Consider the following 15,245-nt stretch of genomic DNA (forward strand, 5'->3'; position numbering starts at 1 on the left):
TGATGCTCGATGTGCTCACCGATGCCCCGGACCATGGGGCGATCCTGGCGAGGTTCGCCGAGAGCGTCCCGCCCGAGGACGCCCGGCACCTGCTGGACGTCCTGCGCCGGCGGGCCTCCGGCGACAACGCCTGACCGCATGCCCTTGCCGGCCGATCCGGGGCGAGAAGACGGCGGACCCGCGGCACTTCGATGCGGGCGGCGCGGGAACGGCGGACCGCCCGGGAACGTGCGCGCCACCGACTGACCGCGAGCCGCGGTCAGTCGGTGTCTTGCGGTTGCACGACCTTGAGCGCCGTCTGAAGGGCCTTCTTCTCCTCCGGCGACGGATCGGAGAGGAAGTGCACGAGGGCGGCGGCCTGGTTATCGCCGGTCGCCGGTCGCCGGTCGCCTCGCGCATCAGCTCGGCCGTGTATCCCTCGCGAGACGCGACGGTCTCGTACTCGTACGCGCGGCCGACCCGCCGGGAGGATCTCCGTCAGACCTGGTAGCCCAGCAGCGCCATCATTCCCGACTCACCGTGGTAGACGTTGTGGCAGTGGACCATCCACCGCCCTGGGTTGTCGGCGTCGAAGTCCACGTACAAGGACGTGTTCGGCGGGACGATCGCGGTGTCCTTGCGCACCCCGGTCGGTGCCATGGCGAAGGTGTGGCCGTGCAGGTGCATGGGGTGCCACATCGCCGTCCGGTTCACGAACGCCAGCCGGACCCGCTCGCCTCGCCGCACCGGATACGGCTTCTCCGGGTCGTACGCGCGACCGTTGATGGCCCAGTCGTACTTCATCATCCCGCCGGTCAGTTCGAGTCGGAGCGTCCGGTCGGTGCGCCGCTGCTCGAGCCGCGCGGAGTCGGACGGGCGCAGTTCGCCGTACCCGACGATCTTTCCGTTCAGTTCCCGGGGACGGACGTCCGGCGCCGGGCCGCCCGCGGAGGCGTCCGTCCGGAGCACGGCCCGGGCGGCGGCGTTCTTGCCCTCTGCCAGGGCTGCCAGCGGGAACGCTCCCGACGTGACCGTCACGAGGACGTCGTAGCGTTCGCCCATCCCGATGAGGAGCGCGTCCGTCTCGACAGGCTGGACGGGGAATCCGTCGGTGTGGGTCACGGTCATGCGGTGTCCGCCGAGCGCCACGCGGAACGCGGTGTCGCCTCCGGCGTTGACGAACCTGATGCGCACGCGGTCGCCCGGCCTGGCGCGGAACGTCTCCGGGTCTCCGGGCAGCCGACCGTTGACCAGGAAGTACGGGTAGCGGACGTCGCCGGCGTCGCCGCCGAGAAGCGTGCTCTGGGCGCCCATCAGCATGTGGCCGCCCGTGCCGGACGAGCCGGGGGACGGGCTCGCGCTCCCCATGTCCATGCCCGGCATGTCCATGCCCGGCATGGACGAGTGGTCTCCGCCGCCCCCCGACCCCATGCCGCCCATGCCCTTGCTCAGCTCGGCGAGGACCTGGTCGGGGGTTCCGGTCACGCCGTCCAGCCAGTCGTCCAGCACGACCACCCATTCGGCGTCGTAGGAGAGCGGCTCCTTGGGATCCTCGACGATCAGCGGCGCGTACAGCCCGCGGTCGAGCTGGGTGCCCACGTGCGGGTGGAGCCAGTAGGTGCCCGGGTCAGGCGCCGCGAACTCGTAGACGTACTCGGCCCCGGGCTTGATCTGGGACTGGGTCACGCCCGGGACGCCGTCGGCGCCGTTGTGCAGGGCGACCCCGTGCCAGTGCACGGTCGTACCGGTCGGCAGCGCGTTCGCCACCCGGGCGCGGACGACCTCGCCCGCCTTCACGCGGATCTCGGCTCCGGGCAGCCGCTGTCCGTACGTCCAGGTGCGGACGGTGCGCCCGCCGAGGTCGATCGTCCCTTCGGCGGGGGTCAGCTGGAAGTCCCGGACGGCGCCTCCGGCTCCCCGTCGGGCCGCTTCGAGCTTGCGGACCTGCTCTCCGTCGGGGGCGATGAAGGAGGGCTTGCGGTTCTCGCCGCCGCAGGCCGCCAAGGCGGCGCCACCGGCGACCAGGAGGCCGGCGCGCAGGACGGAACGTCGATCGATCGGGTTCATGGTGAAAGGACCTCGCCATCGGTCATGCGGATGAAAGGGCTGGCATGAACCGGGCACAAGGGAACACGGCGAGGGCGTAAGTCAAAGGTCGACGGCCCCGCGGGGGATCGACTGCACCCGGTCGGGCCCGCTCTAGATCCGCAGGACGGACAGACGAACGATGGGAAGCCCGAAGCCCGGGGGCCCGCGCAGATGGGGACCCGTGGACGGCCGCGTCGGACCACCGCTGCCAAGCCGAGCCGGATCGATCGTCCGACCGAGCTTGCGCAAGGCCATGATGAGACCCGCGGCGATCAGGACGGCAAGGCATACATCGAACGGGTCCGAGCACATCGCGGTCCCCGAAGCGCTGGCCCAGCCGTCGGCGGGCTCGGCGCTGCTGCGCACGGACTGCGCGAGCGCGTGATCGGCCATCGGGACCGGCTGGTGAGCGTGTTCACTGGACATCGCCCGGGGCGCGGCCGTGCTCGTCTCGTCGCTGGCATGGCCGACCATATGGCCGAACGTGTGCATCGCGACGATCCCGACCATCATCGCGCTGATCAGGAGCGCCCGGACGAGCGCATGCCGAGTGCCTCCCGCTCGGCCGCCCAGGGCCGTACGAAAGGTCACAGCGCGCTCGAACCCGTGCATTGCTAAGCAAGATAGTAGATGGTGGGCGCTGTCTTCGGCCGACTGCTGGTGGGCCGCTCGGCGCTCCCGGGGGCGGCGCTCGACGCCGGCCGGGGCGCCGTGCCTGCCGCGGTGGTCCCTCGCCATGGTCGGCGTTGCCTGCGCCCCGGCGATCCGCGCCCTCGCGCGCGCCTCGTCGTCGGCGCGCAACGCCTCGCCAGCGCGGCCTCGGCCGAGGCGGCGCACATCCCGGCCGGCACGACCGCCGGTCGTCGTCTGCAGCGGGTCGCGGGCGCCACCCGGCCGGCCCGGACCGGGCGTGGACTCTCAGGCGCTGACGGGCACCGCCTCTGCAGAGGCGATCGCGGCGCGCAGGCGGTTCAGCTCCCTCGGGAAGGCGACGGTCGCGGCGCCCACCAGCGTCCCCCTCCGCGCGAACGCGACCGCGAACTTCGAGTCCTCGACCGATCCCGCCACGATCATGCTCTGATCGGCCAGCCGCGGGAATCCCGCCCATTGGACGCGGACGCCGTGCACCCGCGTACCGAGCCCCGGGACCGCCGCGTAGGGCTCCGCGTCGGCGGGGCCGCGCAGCAGGTTGCGCCCGGCCAGGGTCCCCTGTTCGTTGGCGTTCGCCCAGTGCTCAATCCTGACGAGTTCGTCCTCGAACAGCCCATGGGGCCAGCGGACGACGTCGCCGGCCGCGACGATGCGGGACTCGCCGAGGGCGAACAGCCGCGCGTCGGTGCGAACGCCGCCGTCGAGTTCGAGCCCGCTCCCGTCCAGCCAGTCGGTGTCGGGTTCGACTCCCAGGGCGGCGACGACCAGATCGGCCGGGATCGACCGCCCGTCGCTCAGCCGCACGGCGCCGACGCGGGTCGCGTCCGTGGCCTTGGGCTCCAGAGCCGTCACCCGCAGGCCGCTGATCAATTCGACGCCGTTGCGCCGGTGGTGTGCGGCCAGCCAGCCCGCCACGGTCTCGCCGACGACGCCGTCCATGGGGAGTTCGCGGCTGTCGATGAGCGTCACGTCCTTCCCCAAGGCGCGCACGGTCGAGGCGACCTCGCCCCCGATGAAGCCGCCTCCGACCACCACGACCTGGCCGGGCTCTTCCCGGAGCGCGCTCCGGAGGGCCTTGGCGTCGTCGATGGTGCGCAGGACATGTACGCCCGCCAGCGCCATCTGATCTTCCGGCAGGCGGCGAGGACGAGCGCCCGTGGCGATCACCAGGCCGTCGTAGGGGAGTTCCCGCCCGTCGTCGAGGACGACCGTTCGTTCTGTGGTGGCGAGCCGGACGGCCCGCCGCCCTCCGACCCAGGTCGCCCCCAGCCGGTCATCGCCGGGAAGGGTGACGTCGTCGTCGCCGGTGAGCACGTTCTTGGACAGCGGAGGCCGGTTGTACGGGAGGTGCGGCTCGGCCCCGACGAGGCTGAGGTCGCCGGTGAAGCCCTCGTCCCGGATGGCCTGGGCCGCGCGCAGACCCGCCAGTGAAGCGCCGACAACGACGATGCGCTCGAGATCGCTCATGGTGCGTCCTTTCGTTTCTACCCTACCCCCCTAGGGTATATCGGACGGCCGGGCGGACATGCAACGGGGAGGCGCGTGAACGCGGCCGTCCCATGCCGGAACGGGCGACCGCCGGCCGCGATCATGGGGAGCCGGCGGCGCCGTGACCGTGCCAAGGTCATATGTAACGAGTGCTACATTCGCCGATGTGCCTGCTGAACCGCTCCTTGAGCCATGGGTGGTGTTGCTGGTGCGGCTGCCTGCCGGACCATCGCGGCACCGGGTGGCCGTGTGGCGGGAACTGCGCCGGATCGGAGCGCTGTCGCTGGGGCAGGGGACCTGGGCGGTCCCCGATGTGCCGGTGTTCGCCGACGGTCTCGCGCGGGCGTCGCGGCTGGCGGGCGAGGCCGGCGGCGAGGTCGTGACGCTGGCCGCCAGCGGACGCACCGACGCCGACGCTCTGCGGCTGAAGGAGCTGTTCGCCGCCGCCCGGACCGCCGACTGGACGGAGTTCCTCGACGACTGCGACAAGTACCAAGCCGAACTCGCCAAGGAGATCCGCACCGCCGAGTTCACCCTGGCGGAGTTGGAGGAGGAAGAGCAGAGCCTGGAGCGGCTGCGCCGCTGGCACCGTGACCTGACCGCACGGGACGTCTTCGGCTCGCCGCAGGCGCCCCAGGCCGCCGAGCGCCTCAAGCAGTGCGCCGCGGCCTGCGAAGACTACGCCGAGCGGGTCTTCGCCGCGCTGCATCAGAGCCCAGAGGAGTGCGGTTGACCGCGCCGTCCCCGGTGGCAGCGGGAGGCGGCGCACCGCGGCGCGCTATGTGGCCCCTTTATGCCGCCGGGTTCACCACCGCCTTCGGCGCGCACGGGATCGCAGCGAGTCTCGGTGGCCGCTCAGCGGATGCGGTCACCTCGCTGATGGTGCTGGGCGGGCTGCTGGCCCTGTACGACGGCGCGGAGGTGCTGCTCAAACCGCTGTTCGGCGCTCTGGCCGACCGCGTGGGCGCCCGTCCGGTGCTGGTGGGTGGGCTGGTGGCGTTCGCGAGCGCTTCGACCGTCTACGCCGTCGCGAACAGCCCGGGGTGGTTGTGGGCGGCTCGCCTGGGGCAGGGGGCCGCCGCGTCGGCCTTCTCCCCGGCCGCCTCCGCACTGGTCGCCCGGCTCAATCCGGCGGCCAAGCACGGCCGGGCCTTCGGTTCCTACGGCTTCTACAAGTCGATCGGCTACACGCTGGGGCCGCTGCTGGGCGGAGTGCTGGTGTGGGCCGGGGGCTTGTGGTTGCTGTTCGCGGTGCTGGCGGTGGTGGGCGCGGGCGTCGCCGTCTGGGCGGCGCTGGCCGTCCCGGCCGTGCCGCCGCTGCCCCGGGCGCGCCAGACGGTGCTCGATCTGGCTCGGCGCCTCGCCGACCCGAGGTTCCTGGCACCGACCGCGGCACTGGCCGCGGCGACCGCCGCGTTGTCGGCCGGTGTGGGATTTCTGCCCGTCTCCGGCCGGCACGCCGGGCTGGGCACCGTCGCCACCGGCGCCGCGGTGTCGGTGCTGGCGGCGTGTGCGGCCCTGGTCCAGCCGCGGGCCGGGCGCGCCCTGGACACCGGGCGCCTCGGCGCCCGCAGCGGCATCACCGCGGGACTGCTGGTCGCCGCGGTGGGACTCATCTGCGCCATGGTTCCCGGCCTGGTCGGGCTGCTGTGCGGTGCCGCACTGATCGGCGCCGGAACCGGGCTGATCACCCCGCTCGGCTTCGCCGCCCTGGTCGCCGCCACCCCCGATGAACGCATCGGCCAGACGATGGGCGCGGCCGAGCTGGGCCGCGAGCTGGGCGACGCGGGCGGCCCGCTCCTGGTCGCGGCCGTCGCCACCCTGGCCGGTCTGCCTTACGGCTACCTGGCCCTCGGCACCCTCCTGGCGGCCGGTGCGATCGGCGCGCTCAGCCGCCGCCGGACCGCCACACCGTGATCGAAGGCCGCAGTCGGCGGAACGCACACCTTGCTGAGGGCCCGCTGCGGTCGTGGGTGCACGCACGTCACAACGCAGCTGCCCACGGCGATGTCGGTGGTCCGGTGAGCGGGCGAGGAGCAGTCCGTGGCGGGCCCGTGGCCGGTACCGCGCGCCCAGAGCAGGACGGTCGCGCGGCGCGAGCCGATGGCCGCCGGCGGATCCCCGTTCGAGCCCGCTGGCCGCGCCGCCGCATGCCCAGCGCGGTCCGTCGCAATGCGGTGGCCGGGCCATCGGCCGTAAGGCCGGTCGTGGTGACCAGCGCGGCTGTGCCGACCGCTTCGGCGCTCCCGGTCCTGCGGGTGAGGGGGGCTACGTGCAGCCCCGCATCGAGGTCGCGATGACCACGGCCGACCACCCACACGTGGCCATGAAGATGGTCAGGGCGAGAGCCGTGCCCGCGATGGAAAGTCGCCCGGCACGGGGGAGTGGAGGCTCGCCGCCGGTCTCGAGCTGAGCGATGCGCGCCGCGAGCAGTGCGTCGCCCGCCATGGCCGCCATGGGAATGGACCGTGTCCATGCCGGCCCCTCGGACACCTTGAGCAGCGAGCCGGCGAGGGCGGCGATGCCATGGCGGGCGATCGCGCTCCTGTCGGCGGCCAGCTCGCGTCCGACCATGTAGCGCCGCGTCAGGCGAGCCAGCCCCGGCAGGTAGAAATGCCGGGCGGGGATCATGCGGGCGAGCAGGTTCTTCAGCGGATCCCGGTTGCGCAGGTGCGCGCGCTCGTGCACCAGGACGGCGGACAGCTCGTCGCCGTTCAGGGCGTCGAGCAGCCCGGTGCTGACCAGGATGCGCGGCCGTCTGAGGCCGTACGTGAGCGCGAACGGACGAGACCCGGCGATCACGCGAACGTGTCCGCCGATGCCGAGCCGATCGGAGAGGGCCGCCAGCTCGGCGGGCACCGCGATGCGGTGGAGTCGAGCCGTGCGGGCGAAGCGCGAGGTGTGCCACAGCGACCGTCCCAGCGACCAGGCTTCTCGCAGCGTCCCGATGCCGGTCAGAAGGACGAGCAGCATGGTGGGCAGCAGTTCGGGGCGTGACGTCCAGAACGTCGCGACGCCGCCGTCCCGCACCGCCGGTAGGACGACCATGGAGATGCAGCAGATTCCATAGAAGAGGACCGCGCGGAGAGCGGCCGACGCTCCGACCAGGGTCCAGAACGCGCGGTTGCCGGTGTCGGCCGTGCGGCGCGTCACGAGTCCTTCTTCATCAGAGCCCGGAGGCGTTCCCGGAGCGCCGGATCGGTGGCCGCCTGGTCGAGGAAGTGGCTGACGGCCGCGTCACCGTAGGTCCGGAGGACTCCCTGGACGGCCAGCGCCGCTTCGTCCTCCGCAGCCGGGGCGTAGGTGTGGCCGCGTCCCTGGGCCGTTCGGATGAGGGCGCCCTTTTCGGCCAGGCGGCTCATGACCGTGAGCACCGTCGTGTAGGCCAGCGGCGGCGTCCGGTCCGTATTGAGCAACTCGAGCGTCTCGCGCACCGTCAACGGCTTCCGCGTCGTCCAGAAGACGTCCATGACCTGGGACTCGAGGCTTCCGAGCACTGCCGCCGGCTCCGTTTCCATCTACTACGCACCTGTCGTACCGAACGATACCGCCGGACGCCCGCTTCCCAGCGTGACGAGGGCTCGACCTGTTATGCGGGGCGCGGTATTCGCGGCGTGTCATCAACTGCGGAGGGGCGGTGCCGGCACGATCCCCGGGCCCGCGCCGCCGCGCATTCCTTCCCCGCCGCCCAGATCACCGACGAGTTTCGATCAACGGCCTTCGCGCCCACACGTCCAAGATCGACGTCGCCGGCTTGGTTCTCCCGCGAGGGGTAGGACCACGGTCGAGGGGGGTGGAGCCGATGACCGTCACAGTGGCCCTCGCAGGAGACACGATGCTCGGACGCGGCGTGGCGGAGGAGGTCGCCGTGTCAGGCCCGCACGGCCTCTTCTCCCGGGACGTGCGGGAGGTCTTCCACGAAGCCGATCTCGCCCTGGTGAACCTCGAATGCTGCGTGTCAGCCCGCGGACGCCCGTGGGACGCGCCGGGCAAGCCGTTCCACTTCCGCGCGCCCCCGGACGCCGTCGAGGCGCTCCTCGACCTCGGCGTCGACTGCGTGACCCTCGCCAACAACCACGCACTCGACTTCGGCCCGGACGCCCTGGCCGACACCCTCGCGCACCTCGAAGCCGCGGGGGTGCGCAGCGTCGGCGCGGGACCGGGCGTCCGCGAGGCGCGCGCCCCGGTGATCCTGGAAGCCGGCGGTCTCCGCATCGCCGTCACCGGCTTCACCGACCACCCCGACGACTTCGCCGCCGGGCCCGGCCACCCGGGAGTCGCGCTCGCCGATCTGGAGCGCGGCGTCCCCGCCTGGCTCCGCGACGAGATCGGCGCGCTCGCCCGGGAGAACGACGCCGTGCTGGTCATGCCGCACTGGGGGCCCAACATGACCGGCGAACCGCTCCGCTACGTCCGCCGGGCCGCGGAGGACCTGGTGGACGCGGGCGCGTCGCTCGTCGCGGGAAGCTCGGCGCACGTCTTCCACGGCGTCGCCTGGCCGGTCCTGTTCGACATGGGCGACTTCATCGACGACTACGTGGTGGACGACCTGCTGCGCAACGACCTGGGCCTGCTGTTCCTCGTCACTTTCGGGCCGGACGGGCCGTCCCGCGCCGAGGCCGTCCCGCTGCGCCTGGACTTCGCCCGCACCCGCCTCGCCGGCCCCGCCGACCGCGCCTGGATCTTCGAGCGGTTCACCGCCGCCTGCGCCGAGTTCGGCACCGCCGTCACCGTCGAGAACGACCGGCTCGTCGTCACCGCGCCGTCCTAGAGCGGATCGCCGAGCGGCCCGTGCTCGTCCGCCAGCGCCTCGGCCCAGTGGGCGGCCCAGTCCGGCCGGGTGCCGTCGGCGTCGGTGAAGCCGTACTCCTCGTACAGCCCCCAGGTGGCCAGCGCGCGGCCTGACTTGTCCATGATGTTCGGGTCGGCGGCCAGCGCCGCGACGGCCCGCCCCAGATAGGCGGGGCTCTCGGAGTACGCGAAGTGCGGGTCCTTCGCCGCGGCGTCCCGCCAGTCGTCCTCCGTGACGCCGAAATGGTCCAGGACGGCCTCCGACCGCAGGAAACCGGGCGTGACCGCCACCGCCGCGACCCCGTGCGGGCGCAGCTCGGCGGCCTGCGCGAACGCTAGCCGGATCACCGCGGACTTCGCCAGGTCGTAGAAGAACGAGCCCCGGTAGCGCGCGGTGTTCCCGTCCGTCACCTCCACCACCAGGCCCCGGCCGCGCGCCACCATCAGCGGGAGCGCGAACCGGCTGGTGATCACGTGGGTCTCCACGGCCTGCCGCAGCAGCCGCAGGCCCGTACCGAGGTCCTGCTCCCACAGCGGACGCTCCCAGTCGGTCAGCGGGTCGCCGCCCCACACCGAGTCGACCAGCACGTCGAGCCGGCCGTCCCGCTCCGCCGCGATCCGCTCGACCAGCGCGCGGACCTGTTCCGGGTCGCCGTGGTCGGTGCGGACGGGCACGCCCTCCCCGCCCGCCTCGGTGACCATGCCGGCGGTCTCCTCGATGGTCTCCCGCCTCCCGAGACCGGACCCGCCGGACGCGCTGCTGCGGCCGGAGACGTACACCGTCGCGCCGGCGGCGCCGAGCTGCACGGCGATGCCTCGACCGCCGCCCCGCGTGCCTCCGGCGACCAGCGCGATCTTGCCTGCCAGCGGACGATCCTCCATGGCTTCTCCTTCATCCCAGATGCGGTGCCAGAGCGCCGTCCAGCTCGCGTTCGAGCCGCTCGGCCAGCGTTCCCCGCCGGTCCAGGGCCCAGCAGAGCCCGGCCCCCGCGATGACGGCCTGGAGCGACCCGGCGAGCGCCTCGGTGTCCGTTTCCTTCCGCAGCAGGCCGTCCGCCACCGCCTCACCGAGCAGCATCGCGATGACCCGCCCGTTCGCCTCGTGGACGGCGAGCGCGTGCGTGTGGAACTCCGGATCCGTCAGGTCCATGCACAGGAACGCCAGATGGTTGGCGTACTGCTCCGGCGTGGACATCGGCGACCACGACCGCCGCACGAACGCCCGCAACACGGCCAGCGGCGACTCCCGCCCCGCCTGCCCGTCCTGCTGTTCGCTCTGCCCGGCCCGCACGCGCTCGTGCAGCGTCTCCGCGTCCCGCGCCGCCTGCTCGGCCAGCGCCAGCAGCAGCCCGCGCTTGGATCCGAACCGCTGGACGAGCGTGCCCGGCACGAGGCCCACCTCGTCGGCCACCGCCGCGAGCGTCAGCTTCGCCGGGCCGACCCGCCCGATCACCTCGACCGCCGCCCGCAGGATCACCGCGTCGTCCACACCCCGCGGCCGCCCCGCCATCGCACCTCCATTAATAAATGACTGTGCATTTATTAAACCAGGTCGCCTGGGTGTTGTGCGAGTTGCTCTTGTCGCACGTGTCTGTGCAGGGCCATGACCTCGTGGTCTGACCTGGGGTTTGGTGGAGGTCCATGTCCTCGGGGGCAAGGGGTTAGGTGGTGGAGTTGGAGGAGCGAGCTGGGGGAGTGGGGCTGGGTGTGGGGCGAAGGGCGCCGTGGTCGCGAAGGGCTGGCTGGGGGCGCTCAGTGGGAGCGTCCGTACGTCCGTAGAGGAGAGCTCGTAAACGCTCACGCATGCGGGGAGCGTTCCGCGTGGTGGGTGGAGTGATGTAAGGGCGAGGACAGAGCGGTCTGGTCGGGAGCGCGGCGTTTGGCGGGCCGGAGGTGCGTGCCCGGCTTGGTGGCGTCGAGCGAGGAGAACTCGGGGGTGAGGGAGTGGTGCAGGGGCGTTCAGGAGGCCATAGGGCTGAGGGGCGGTGGTGCGGCCGAACGGGGGGCGGTGCGGCTGAACGGCGGCGGTGTGGTGAACAGCGAGGTGTGCGGCTGAACAGCGAGGTATGCGGCTGAACGGTGAGGGGTGTTCTCGCGATACGGGGGATGTGTGTTCGGGTGGTGGGGTGGCGCTGGCGTACGGGGCCGCCCCTCCAAAGTCAAGGGCGCCTTCGGCGTCGCTTCGCGATGGACTTCGTCCACCCTTGACTTTGGAGCCTCTGCGGCCCCTGAGGCAGCGTTAGGGGCAGGCTCCGCCTGCCCCGCCCCGGGTCGCGCCACCCCACCACCCCCTTCCGTCAGGGACCTAGCCCCCTCCCGGCAGTTCGCTCCCGGCCCTCGCCAGGCCCGCAGATATGAGCCGCCCGTGATCCGGTGTTGGCGACGGCTCTTGCATTACGGCCTGGAGGGGTGACGCGCTGCGTTCGGCAGGCGGTCTCGGCCATTGCAGCGGTATCGCGATGTCATGCGGGGAGGCCAGCTCGCCCGTCCTGCGGGCGGGTGCGAATGGACCGGCGCCGGGCATGGCGGGCGTGGCTGGGCGTCGCCGGGTGTGGCGTTGTGGGGGGCGGGGTGGTTGTGCGTCCCGGTCCAGGGTGGTGTGGGGTGGGTCGGTGCTGCTGGCCCGGTGGGTTGGGGTGGTGTCCGTTGAGGGGCTGTCCGGTGGGGCGTGCGCGGCCCGGTATGTGGGGTCGCCCGTTGTCTGTGGTGTGGGCGTGCCGGGGCTGCCCGTCATCGGGTGGATGCGGGCGGCGGATCGGCGCAGGGCATAGCCGGGTGCGGTGTGGCGGGTGGGGTGCGGTTATGCGGCCCAGTCGAGGGCGGGGTTGTCGGGTGGGCCGATGCTGCCCGGTGGCCCGACCCCCCTCTTGTCTCGCGCGTCGGCTGGTGGGAGTAGCCGGTAGAGGTATCGCCCGTCGTGACCCTTGGTGATCTGGATCTGGTCGGGGTTGGCGTGTTTGAACCGGTTGTGCCATCCGCAGGCGAGTGCGAGCTGATCGATGTCGGTCGGTGACCGCCCGAGTGCCCATCCGTGGACGTGGTCCACTTCGCACAGTGTCCCGGGGACTTCGCATCCGCGTACCGCACACGAGGGGTAGAGCGTTTCCAACACTTGCCGCTGTGCCGCGGAGGCGAACCGTTCCCGATATCCCAGGTAGAGCGGGGTGTTCCCCCGCCCGAGGAGCAGGGGTGAGACTCCGGCGGCCAGGGCGATGCGGCGGGCTTGGGCGGCGGGGATGGGAGTGCCGTCGGTGAGGCGTGCCGGGGCGTTGCCTCCGGTCAGGGTCTCCAGGTCGCAGATCACGGTGACCTTGGAAGCCTTGTGACCACCCGACAGCACGCTCGACAGTGCCGCTGCGGTGCGTTCGGGGAGGTCACGGTGGTCATCAGGCCCGGCCGGCTTGGCCAGCGGAGCCAGGGTGCCGTCCCAGATCGCGGCGTCCTCGGGGTTCAGCCACCCTTTGACGTACCGGCCGCCGTCCAGAGATCGGGTGGTGGTGAGCCAGGACTTGTCGTAACCGCGTTTGGTGTCCTCATCCGGCGCGTCTTCGCTGTCGTCGCGTTCGGCGATGAGGTCACGGATACGGCGCCCGAACGCGGCGACCTTCCCGGCCGAGAAGCCCTGGTCGACGAAACCGAGCAGGGTCGCCTCTGCTTCGGCGCAGTCGGTGTCGTCCAGGCGGGAGACCGAGTCGGCGACCGTGACGGCGTAACCGTAGGACAGGTTTCCGGAGGCGAGCTGCTCGGCCACCTGCGGGAGGCGACGCCGCTGCCGGGCAAGGGTGAGGCGCTCCTTGGCGCGGTTGTCGCGCATGCCGAGCCGGGACCGCAGCCATGCTTGGGTGGAGGGATATCCCCACCGGGCCTGCTCCTTGGTCGCGTCGACTAGGCCAATGAAACCAGCGAGCGCACTTTCCTGCATATCGGACGCTGCCGCAAGAGTTTCAGTGAGTTCCAGGCACGCGGCTGCCGATTCGGGGGCTTCTCGCGAGGCGAGTTCAGTGGCGATGGTTGAGAGCGCGTTCACCAGTTCCATGGTGGACGCGGCCTCAAGCTCGACCGTCACTGATTGCATACGTAAATAGTACCCGCTGTGACCGACATTCATGGCCGTTCACGGCACATTCCGTCCGGTATTTTTCGGCGGGAAAGGCGGCGGGCCCTTTGGTGCGCCTTCCTGGAAGGGGGCTTGGTCCCTGACGGAAGGGGGTGGTGGGGTGGCGCGACCCGGGGCGGGGCAGGCGGAGCCTGCCCCTAACGCTGCCTCAGGGGCCGCAGAGGCTCCAAAGTCAAGGGTGGACGAAGTCCATCGCGAAGCGACGCCGAAGGCGCCCTTGACTTTGGAGGGGCGGCCCCGTACGCAAGCGCCACCCCACCACCCGAACACCCTTTTCGAAGATCGCCCGAAGTCGGCACCCTCGGATGCTTTCACACAAAAGGATGCGCCGAATCTGATGCTAAACCCTATAACGTCGATCTTGCGATCCACTCGATTTCACACCCCGACTGGTCGGAGCGATGCTAGGTTGTCGTGAAGGCAAGGCGGAATAGCGCTTGCTCGGCCATGCGCGCACCTCCTGATCTCTTGCCTTGGTGAACAATGGAGGTACGAATAACCAGTGCGCCACTGAGCGGTGACGTCCCGATCGCCACCCCTCTTCGAAGCCGATGACGAGGTGGGTGCGCTCTTGCTGGCACGGGCAGGCCGGGAACGTCCGGTGGCGTGTTAGGCGTGTCCGGCGTTTCTCCGTTGCGGCCGGTGCCGACGCGGAGTTGGCCGAGGCGTGCTGCCTGGTGCGGGCGGTGAGCATCGACCTGCATCAGTACTGCAAGGCGGAGATCGGTTCGCGCCGGAGCTTCTGCGGGGCCTGATCGGCGTTCACCAGTGAGCACCGCCGCTGGGACGGGAAGGACGGGCTCCCACGGCCGGGTGGCCGGTTCCCGGCGGCACCTCAATGCCCGCGGCGGAGGGGCGCCGGTGACGGAGGCGGCGTGCGGCCGGTTCGAGGTCGTGCGGACGCGGCGGCGGAGGGGGCTCCGCCGCCGCGGGGTCCGGATCGAACCGCCGGGGCCGCCGCGAAGAGCGGGGCCCGGTCAGTCGGCGGAGGTGATGGCGTTGAGGCGGTCGACGGCGCCGGCGAACTCCTCGACCATGTCGTAGACGACCTGGCGGGCGGGCTTGACGGTGTTCATCAGGCCGACGCACTGGCCGACGAAGTAGTTGGCGAGCGCGCGGGCGCCCGGGTTGCCGGACTCGGCCACCTTCGTGATCTGCCGCATGGCGCCCTCGGCGACGATCATCTGCAGCGGCATCCCGAGCGGCCCGGGGCTTTCGGGGCCCTCCCACTCGTCGGTCCAGGCGGACCGGAGCTGGCGGGCGGGCTTGCCGGTGCGGGACCGCGACCGGATGGTGTCGCGGGACGTGGCGGCGAGCATCTTCTCCTTGACGGCGGGCGCCGTCTCGGCCTCCTCGGTGGTGAGCCAGACGGAGCCGCACCAGACGCCGGACGCGCCGAGGGCGAGCGCGGCGGCCATCTGGCGGCCGGTGGCGATGCCGCCGGCGGCGAGGACGGGCACCGGCGCGACGGTGTCGACGACCTCGGGGACGAGCACCATCGTGGAGATCTCGCCGGTGTGCCCGCCGGCCTCGCCGCCCTGCGCGATGACGAGGTCGACGCCGGCGGCGACCTGGCGGCGGGCGTGCTCGGCGGTCCCGACGAGCGCGGCGACGGGGATCCCGGCGGCCTTGGCCTTCTCCACCATGATCGGCGGCGGGGTGCCGAGGGCGCTGGCGATGAGCCGGATGGGGTGGGCGAGGGACACGTCGATCAGCTCGGTGGCGCCCTCCTTGGTGACCGACGTCCCGCCGCGCGCGTTGGAGTGCTTGGCCTTCTCGAAGTCGGGCAGCGGGACGTCGTACTTGGCGAACAGGCCGATGAGGAAGTCCCAGTGCTCCTGCGGGATCGCGGCGAGCATGGTGTCGAGGCCGCCCTCGCCGCGTCCGGCGCGCTCGGCGGACTCGTCGATCTTGCCGGGGACGAGCACGTCGACGCCGTAGGGGCGGCCGCCGACGTGGTCGTCGATCCAGCGCAGCTCCTCTTCCAGCCGGTCGGGGGTGTAGGCGACGGCGCCGAGGACGCCGAAGCCGCCGGCGTTGGTGACGGCGGCGACGACGTCGCGGCAGTGGCTGAAGGCGAACAGCGGGAACTCGATCCCGAACGTGGCGCAGACCTCGGTGTTCATACCCC

The 15,245-nt window shown here is 71.9% G+C and carries 12 protein-coding genes; 3 read left to right on the top strand and 9 right to left on the bottom strand.

Annotated elements, in window-relative coordinates:
* Positions 1 to 477: 477 nt before the first annotated feature.
* The 3 genes from J4557_RS44155 to J4557_RS44165 form a co-directional block, all read right to left on the bottom strand.
* A complete protein-coding gene (locus tag J4557_RS44155) occupies positions 478 to 2,046 on the bottom strand; it encodes a multicopper oxidase family protein (RefSeq protein ID WP_208273048.1) in 1,569 nt (522 codons plus the stop codon).
* 132 nt (positions 2,047 to 2,178) lie between these two features.
* Complete coding sequence (locus J4557_RS44160; RefSeq protein WP_208273050.1) at positions 2,179 to 2,679, bottom strand: hypothetical protein; 501 nt, start codon at positions 2,677 to 2,679, stop codon at positions 2,179 to 2,181.
* A gap of 306 nt (positions 2,680 to 2,985) precedes the next feature.
* Positions 2,986 to 4,185 (bottom strand): NAD(P)/FAD-dependent oxidoreductase, encoded by a 1,200-nt coding sequence (locus tag J4557_RS44165; protein ID WP_208273052.1) that lies wholly within the window; start codon positions 4,183 to 4,185, stop codon positions 2,986 to 2,988.
* Positions 4,186 to 4,372: 187 nt separating this feature from the next.
* On the opposite strand from J4557_RS44165, the gene J4557_RS44170 reads away from it, so the two are divergent.
* Positions 4,373 to 4,939: a Chromate resistance protein ChrB gene (locus J4557_RS44170; RefSeq protein WP_208273054.1), complete on the top strand. Its 567-nt coding sequence runs from the start codon at positions 4,373 to 4,375 to the stop codon at positions 4,937 to 4,939.
* 47 nt (positions 4,940 to 4,986) lie between these two features.
* Positions 4,987 to 6,123, top strand: coding sequence for an MFS transporter (locus J4557_RS44175; protein WP_208273056.1), 1,137 nt, complete (start codon positions 4,987 to 4,989; stop codon positions 6,121 to 6,123).
* 351 nt (positions 6,124 to 6,474) lie between these two features.
* On the opposite strand, the gene J4557_RS44180 is transcribed toward J4557_RS44175, so the two are convergent.
* Both J4557_RS44180 and J4557_RS44185 read right to left on the bottom strand, forming a co-directional pair.
* Complete coding sequence (locus J4557_RS44180) at positions 6,475 to 7,359, bottom strand: M56 family metallopeptidase (protein WP_208273058.1); 885 nt, start codon at positions 7,357 to 7,359, stop codon at positions 6,475 to 6,477.
* Positions 7,356 to 7,724, bottom strand: coding sequence for a BlaI/MecI/CopY family transcriptional regulator (locus J4557_RS44185; protein ID WP_279576416.1), 369 nt, complete (start codon positions 7,722 to 7,724; stop codon positions 7,356 to 7,358). The genes J4557_RS44180 and J4557_RS44185 overlap by 4 nt, the downstream gene beginning before the upstream one ends.
* Positions 7,725 to 8,008: 284 nt before the next feature.
* Between J4557_RS44185 and J4557_RS44190 the strand changes: the two genes are divergently transcribed.
* The gene (locus J4557_RS44190; protein ID WP_208273062.1) at positions 8,009 to 8,977 is read left to right on the top strand and encodes a CapA family protein; all 969 of its coding nucleotides are present in this window, start codon (positions 8,009 to 8,011) and stop codon (positions 8,975 to 8,977) included.
* Here the strand turns inward: J4557_RS44190 and J4557_RS44195 are convergent.
* The 4 genes from J4557_RS44195 to J4557_RS44210 form a co-directional block, all read right to left on the bottom strand.
* Positions 8,974 to 9,879, bottom strand: coding sequence for an SDR family oxidoreductase (locus tag J4557_RS44195; RefSeq protein ID WP_208273064.1), 906 nt, complete (start codon positions 9,877 to 9,879; stop codon positions 8,974 to 8,976). The two genes, J4557_RS44190 and J4557_RS44195, sit on opposite strands and share 4 nt — an antisense overlap.
* Before the next feature lie 10 nt (positions 9,880 to 9,889).
* Positions 9,890 to 10,507, bottom strand: a complete 618-nt coding sequence (locus tag J4557_RS44200; RefSeq protein ID WP_208273065.1) for a TetR/AcrR family transcriptional regulator — start codon at positions 10,505 to 10,507, stop codon at positions 9,890 to 9,892.
* 1,290 nt (positions 10,508 to 11,797) lie between these two features.
* Positions 11,798 to 13,072 carry an HNH endonuclease signature motif containing protein gene (locus J4557_RS44205; RefSeq protein WP_208273067.1) on the bottom strand — a complete coding sequence of 425 codons (1,275 nt, stop codon included), beginning with the start codon at positions 13,070 to 13,072 and terminating at the stop codon, positions 11,798 to 11,800.
* A gap of 1,019 nt (positions 13,073 to 14,091) precedes the next feature.
* Positions 14,092 to 15,240, bottom strand: coding sequence for an NAD(P)H-dependent flavin oxidoreductase (locus J4557_RS44210; protein WP_208273069.1), 1,149 nt, complete (start codon positions 15,238 to 15,240; stop codon positions 14,092 to 14,094).
* Positions 15,241 to 15,245: the final 5 nt, after the last annotated feature.

It is taken from the genome of Actinomadura nitritigenes (assembly GCF_017573545.1).
Taxonomy (GTDB): Bacteria; Actinomycetota; Actinomycetes; order Streptosporangiales; family Streptosporangiaceae; genus Spirillospora; species Spirillospora nitritigenes.